The sequence below is a fragment of the Actinoplanes palleronii genome (assembly GCF_016862315.1).
Lineage (GTDB): Bacteria > Actinomycetota > Actinomycetes > Mycobacteriales > Micromonosporaceae > Actinoplanes > Actinoplanes palleronii.
The window spans coordinates 1-5,587 of sequence record NZ_BOMS01000154.1 but is presented as its reverse complement, the minus strand read 5'-3'; the positions used below and the strand labels follow the sequence as shown (position 1 = coordinate 5,587).

General features: G+C 73.4%; 4 protein-coding genes. 3 read left to right on the top strand and 1 reads right to left on the bottom strand.

Going from position 1 to position 5,587, the window contains the following annotated elements:
- Positions 1 to 389 precede the first annotated feature (389 nt).
- Positions 390 to 1,079 (bottom strand): GntR family transcriptional regulator, encoded by a 690-nt coding sequence (locus tag Apa02nite_RS43790; RefSeq protein WP_083972579.1) that lies wholly within the window; start codon positions 1,077 to 1,079, stop codon positions 390 to 392.
- A gap of 274 nt (positions 1,080 to 1,353) precedes the next feature.
- Between Apa02nite_RS43790 and Apa02nite_RS43785 the strand changes: the two genes are divergently transcribed.
- The 3 genes from Apa02nite_RS43785 to lhgD all read left to right on the top strand — a co-directional run bounded on the left by Apa02nite_RS43785 (position 1,354) and on the right by lhgD (position 5,564).
- Positions 1,354 to 2,424, top strand: a complete 1,071-nt coding sequence (locus Apa02nite_RS43785) for a PrpF domain-containing protein (protein ID WP_203830389.1) — start codon at positions 1,354 to 1,356, stop codon at positions 2,422 to 2,424.
- A gap of 240 nt (positions 2,425 to 2,664) precedes the next feature.
- Entirely contained in the window at positions 2,665 to 4,302 is a 1,638-nt protein-coding gene (locus tag Apa02nite_RS43780; RefSeq protein WP_203830388.1) for a GGDEF domain-containing protein, read from the top strand.
- 65 nt (positions 4,303 to 4,367) lie between these two features.
- A complete protein-coding gene (gene lhgD, locus Apa02nite_RS43775; RefSeq protein WP_239164976.1) occupies positions 4,368 to 5,564 on the top strand; it encodes an L-2-hydroxyglutarate dehydrogenase in 1,197 nt (398 codons plus the stop codon).
- Positions 5,565 to 5,587: the final 23 nt, after the last annotated feature.

The following is a 5,587-nucleotide window of genomic DNA, read 5'->3' as shown; positions in this document are numbered from 1 at the left end:
TGCGCACCTGAATTCCCCACGCAAGACACGGGACGTGGTGTTGCGGCGCGCTCGGCTGGTGCTGGTGGTCCTTATGGCGGGTGGATAGGGGCCGTCAGGGCCAGCTCGTCGTGTCTGGCTGGTGCTGGTGGTTGCATCGGCGGCCTTGATGCCACCGTGAGCACCAGCTGGGCCGGCCGCCCCCAGGGCGCGGATGTTGCGTGGCTGGTGGTGCGCCGGGCTGCTCGCCGCTGCCGGCAACCCGGAGCGGGCCGCCTGCGGAGATCGGGCGACAGCATTCCGGGCGCCTGCGGAGATCGGGCGACAGCATTCCGGGCGGCTGCGGGGCCGGGCGATCGCATTCCGGGTGGCTGTGCGGATCGGCGCGACGGGCGTTCTGCGTTCGTCCTTCAGGCGGGGCCGAAGTGGTCCATGCCGCGCAATGCCTCGATCACGCTGGCGATGTGTTCGCGCATCGCGCCCTCGGCGGCCTTGGGGTCGTGGTCGCGGATGGCCGCGATGATCCGCTCGTGCTGCGGCAGTGAGGTCTGCGGGCGGCCGGGCAGCAGCGACAGCATGTACTGGTGGCGGACCAGCTGGCCGCGCAGGGTCTCGACGATCCGGTCGGCCGTGCGGTGCTCCGCGATCTGGCGGATCAGCGCGTGGAGGCGGACGTTGAGGTCGCTGTAGCGGCGGTACTCGCCGGCCTCGACCGCGCGCCGCATCAGCACGCCGATCTCGTCCAGCTCGGTGGCCTGGTCGGGCTCGACCCGCTCGGCCGCGCGCGCCGCGATCAGGCCCTCGACCACCATCCGCACCTCGGTGATCTCGACGGCCTCGGCCATCGACACCTTGCGGACGTGCGCACCCCGGTTGCGCTGCACCTCGACCAGGCCTTCGGCGGCGAGGTCCTGCAGGGCCGCCCGGACGTTGAACCGGCTCGCCTCGAGACGCTCGCAGAGCTGCGCCTCGACCAGGCGCTCGCCGGGCAGGTATTCACCGCGGAGGATGGCGTCGCGCAGGGTGTCCCTGGCCTGGGTCGCCGTGCTCGGGGCGGTGACGCGCGCCGCTCGCCGGTCGGTGTCGTGATCAGACGCCATCTGTACTCGTCGACTTCCTGTCGTTGCTTGTGCCGGGCCCCTCATCATGCCGGAGCGATCCCGGACCGCGCAGCTCCGGGTGGATCGATGGGTCGATCGATGGGCGGGCCGGTGGGTTGATCGACGGGGGGATCGATGGGCGGGCCGGTGGTCGGGCCGATGTGGGTTGATGTCGGATCGATGGGCCGATCGATGCCCGGAAGTCTTCCCAGCGCTCACAGGATTGTCAACAATCATCGGCGCGGGTGACACTCGCGGTGGAGGGGGAGACGGCATGCTGGTTCGGTCCGGAGTCTCGGTGCTGGTGATCCGCAGTGGCACGGTTCAGGGGGCGTATTTCCGCGCCGGGGAGCTGCCCGCGGCCTTCGACGCGGTGGACGTGACGGCGGTGGTGGTGGGCCGGTCCGCGGAGCCGGGGGTGGATGTCGACTGCGAGTTCCCTGGTGGCGCGGCCGACCGGGCCGGGCTGCTGGCCGGGGCCGGAGTGTTCGCGCTGGAACGCGGGCTGGTGGCAGCGGGCGCCGGATCTGGAGCGGGAGCCGGGGCGGGTGATGGAGCCGGGTCGGTTCCGGTGCGGGTCCGGATGGCGGAGACCGGTGTGGTGGTGACCGTCCACGTGCCGGACGTGCCGGGCGGGGGTTATGCGGGCGACACCGCGATCAGCGGCGTGCCGGGCACCGCGGCCCGGGTGCTGATCGAGTTCGCGGATGGCGCGGATGCCGCGCTGCTGCCGACCGGCCGAGTGGTCGACGACCTGGGCGGCGTGCCGGCCAGCCTGATCGGCGGCGGCGTGCCGGCCCGGCTGATCGGCGCTGGTGTGCCGGTGGTGCTGGTCGCGGCCGCCGTGCTCGGGGTGACCGGATACGAGACGCCGGCCCGCCTCGAGTACGACGACCGGCTCCGCGCCGCCCTCGAAGCGTTGCGGCTGCGAGCCGGGCGGCTGCTCGGGCTCGGCGCCGTGATGACGGATCGGGAGGTGCCGGAACTGTGCCTGCTGGCGCCACCGGTCGCCGGGGGAGGGTTGTGCGTCCGGATGGTCGTGCGTGGCCGGGTGCAGCCCGCGATCGGGTTCCGGTCCGCGCTGAGCGTGGCCGCGGCGGCGGCTCTGCCCGGCAGCGTGGCGGCCCAGATGAGCCGGCCGGCCAGGGTGGTGGGGCTGCGCACGGCCGCGGTGGGGTTGCGCACGGGTGGGGTGGGGTTGCGCACGGGTGCGGCGGCGGTGCTGCGCATCGAGCACCCGACCGGCTTCCTCGACGTGCAGACCGGAGTGCCCGACCGGCCCGGCGCCAACGCGGTCGTGACCACCGCCCGCCCGTTGCTGGACGGCCAGCTGCCTCGCCTCTGACCGCCCGTTGCTGGACGGTCAGCTGCCGGGCTCGCCCCGGCCCTGACCGCCCCTGACCGCCCCGGCCCGCCCCTGACCGCCCCGGCCCGCCCGGCTCCGCTCGGCTCCGCTCGGCCCGGCCCGGCTCGCCCCGGCCCTGACCGGCCCTGACCACCTGCCCCCGGCTCGATCTGGCCGTTCCGGGGCGCCGCGCCGCCGGCATCCGGAATTCTGGAGGGCAACCCCCAGCCAGGAGGCGGGATGTCGAAGGCTCCGCGCATTCACCTCGAGCGTGACGGGACGATGCTGCTGGCCGGCCTGGCCGCGGTCATCACCGTCGTCGTCCTGGTGGTGGCGTTCGCCCCGCTGTCGCTGATCGCCGCCGCCCGGCTGAGCTGGCTCACCTCGATCGCGTTCAGCGCCGGGACGCTGGTCGCGGCGCGGCGCCTGGTCCGGCGGCTGCGGCGGGGCGACCCGGCCCGCCGGTTCTGGTGGGCGATCTGCTTCAGTGCGGTGACCAGCGGCGTCGGCTACCTGGTGCAGTTCGTGACGGCCCGCGGCCCGCAGCAGCTCGTGCTCGGGCCGGTCTCGGTCACGGTCGTCGGGGTGGGCACCGTCGTCGTGGTGGGTGTGCTGTCCACCTATCCGCTGCGGATCCGCTCCGGGCAGGAGCGTTTCTGCTTCTGGCTCGACATGGCCACCGTGATGATCTGTTCGACCGCGTTCGCCTGGTACTTCACCACCGTCGACGACTCGCCGCCGGGACTGCTGAACGTGCTGACCGGCCCGGTCGCCATGCTGGTGGCGGTGTTCGCGGTGGCGAAACTGCTGATCGCCGGGCGGCCGCCGTTCGGGCCGTACACCGGGCTGCTGGGTGGCGGGGCCGCGGTGATCGGCGGTGTCATCGGGGTCTGGGCCCCGTCCGCGGCGGCCGGCGGGACCGGCCACGCGATGCTGGCGGTGAGCGCGGTCGGCGACTCCCTGATGACGGCGGCGATCTGGCTGCAGTGGCTGCAACCGGAACGGGACGCCGCGGACCCGCACCGGCCCCGCCGGCCGTACAGCGTGCTGCCGTACCTGGCGGTGGCGTGCACGTTCGTGCTGCTGGTCCGGGTGTCGGTGGACCGCGGGATGGACGCGCAGTCGATCGCGGTGCTGGCCGGTGCGAGCCTGAGCACGGCCGTGGTGGTGATGCGGCAGGTGGCGTCGTTCGCCGACAACGCGCGACTGCTCCGCGAGCTGGACGTCACGGTGGCCGAGCTGCGGGAGACCGGGTCGGTGCTGCGCGGCGCGCTCGCCGAACGGGACGCGCTCGCCGCGCGGCTCCACGACCTGGCCTATCAGGACAGTCTGACCGGGCTGGCGAACCGGGCGCTGTTCCACGAGCGGCTGGCCGAGGCGTTCCGGACCAGCGCCGCCGCGGGTCGGGACAGCGCCACCGCGTTCCGGGACAGCGCCGCCGCGGGTCGGAACAACGCCACCGTGGACCGGGACAGCGCCGCCGTGGACCGGCCGGTCGCGGTGATGCTGCTCGACCTGGACAAGTTCAAGCCGATCAACGACGACTACGGGCACGCGGCCGGCGACGCGCTGCTGCGGCACGTCGCCGGGCGGCTGCGGTCCTGTCTGCGGGAGACCGACACCATCGCCCGGCTCGGCGGGGACGAGTTCGCCGTGGTGCTGGCCGACCCGCTCGCCGAGGACCTGGCCGCGCTGACCGAGCGGGTGGTGGTCGCGGTCCGGCAGCCGTGCCTCGTCGACGGTGTCGCGCTGGCGGTCGGTGCGAGCGTGGGCACCGCGCTGGCCCGGGCCGGCGACAGCGATCCTGACCTGCTGCTGCGCAGCGCCGACGCGGCGATGTACGCGGTGAAGAACGGCAGCCGGTCCGCGCCCCGGTGATCCGAGGCGCCGGGGGGATGCGGTTGTATACCAAGGTCGAGGCGACCGCTGCAGAGAGGCGAGGAATGATGGCTGACGAGACCATCGGGATCGTGGGCGCCGGCATCGTCGGGCTGGCGATCGGCCGGGAGATCACCCTGCGGCGGCCGGGCACCCGGGTCGTGGTGCTGGAGAAGGAGGACGCCGTCGCCCAGCACCAGACCGGGCACAACTCCGGGGTGGTGCACGCCGGCATCTACTACCCGCCGGGCAGCCTGAAGGCGCAGCTGTGCACGCGCGGGCGGTCACTGCTCAAGGAATACTGCCAGGACCACAAGATTGCGTACGACGAGTGCGGCAAGCTCGTGGTCGCGGTCCGGGTCGACGAGATGGCCCGGCTCGACGCCCTGGAGAAGCGGGCCCGGGAGAACGAGGTGCCCGGGCTGCGCCGGGTCGACCACACCGCGATCCGCGAGATCGAGCCGCACGCCGCCGGCCTCGCCGCGTTGCACTCGCCGGAGACCGCGATCACCGACTTCCCGCGGATCGCGCGCTCGTTCGCCGACGACATCGTCGCCGCCGGGGGCGAGGTCCGGCTGAACTGGCCGGTGGACGGCATCACGACGCACGCCGGGAAGACCGAGATCACCTCGGGTGACCGCCGTGTGGTGGTCGACCAGCTGATCGTCTGCGCCGGCATCCACAGCGATCAGGTCGCCAAGCTCGCCGGTGACCGTCCGGAACCGATCATCGTCCCGTTCCGCGGCGAGTACATGCGGGTGAAGCCGGAGAAGGCGGACCTGGTCCGCGGCATGATCTACCCGGTACCGGACCCGCGGTACCCGTTCCTCGGCGTGCACTTCACCCGGCGGGTCACCGGCGTGGTCGAGGTCGGCCCGAACGCGGTGCTGGCCACCGCGCGGGAGGGCTACCGGCGCTCCGACCTGTCGCTGCGTGACCTGGCCGGGATCGCCGCCTGGCCGGGCAGCTGGAAGATGGCCCGCCAGCACTGGCGCACCGGGATCAAGGAGGTCCGCGGCTCGCTCTCCAAGAGCAGCTACATGGCCGAGGCGATGCGGTACGTCCCGGAGATCCACGCGTCCGATGTGTACCGGTCCGGCGCCGGGGTGCGCGCCCAGGCCCTGGACCGCGACGGCAGCCTCGTCGACGACTTCCGGATCCACCGGCTCGGCCCGATCACGGCCGTCCGCAACGCGCCCTCACCGGCGGCGACGTCGTCGCTGGCGATCGCCGAGCACGTGGTGGCCGCGCACTTCGGGTGACCGGGTTTTTTCCGTGCCCACCC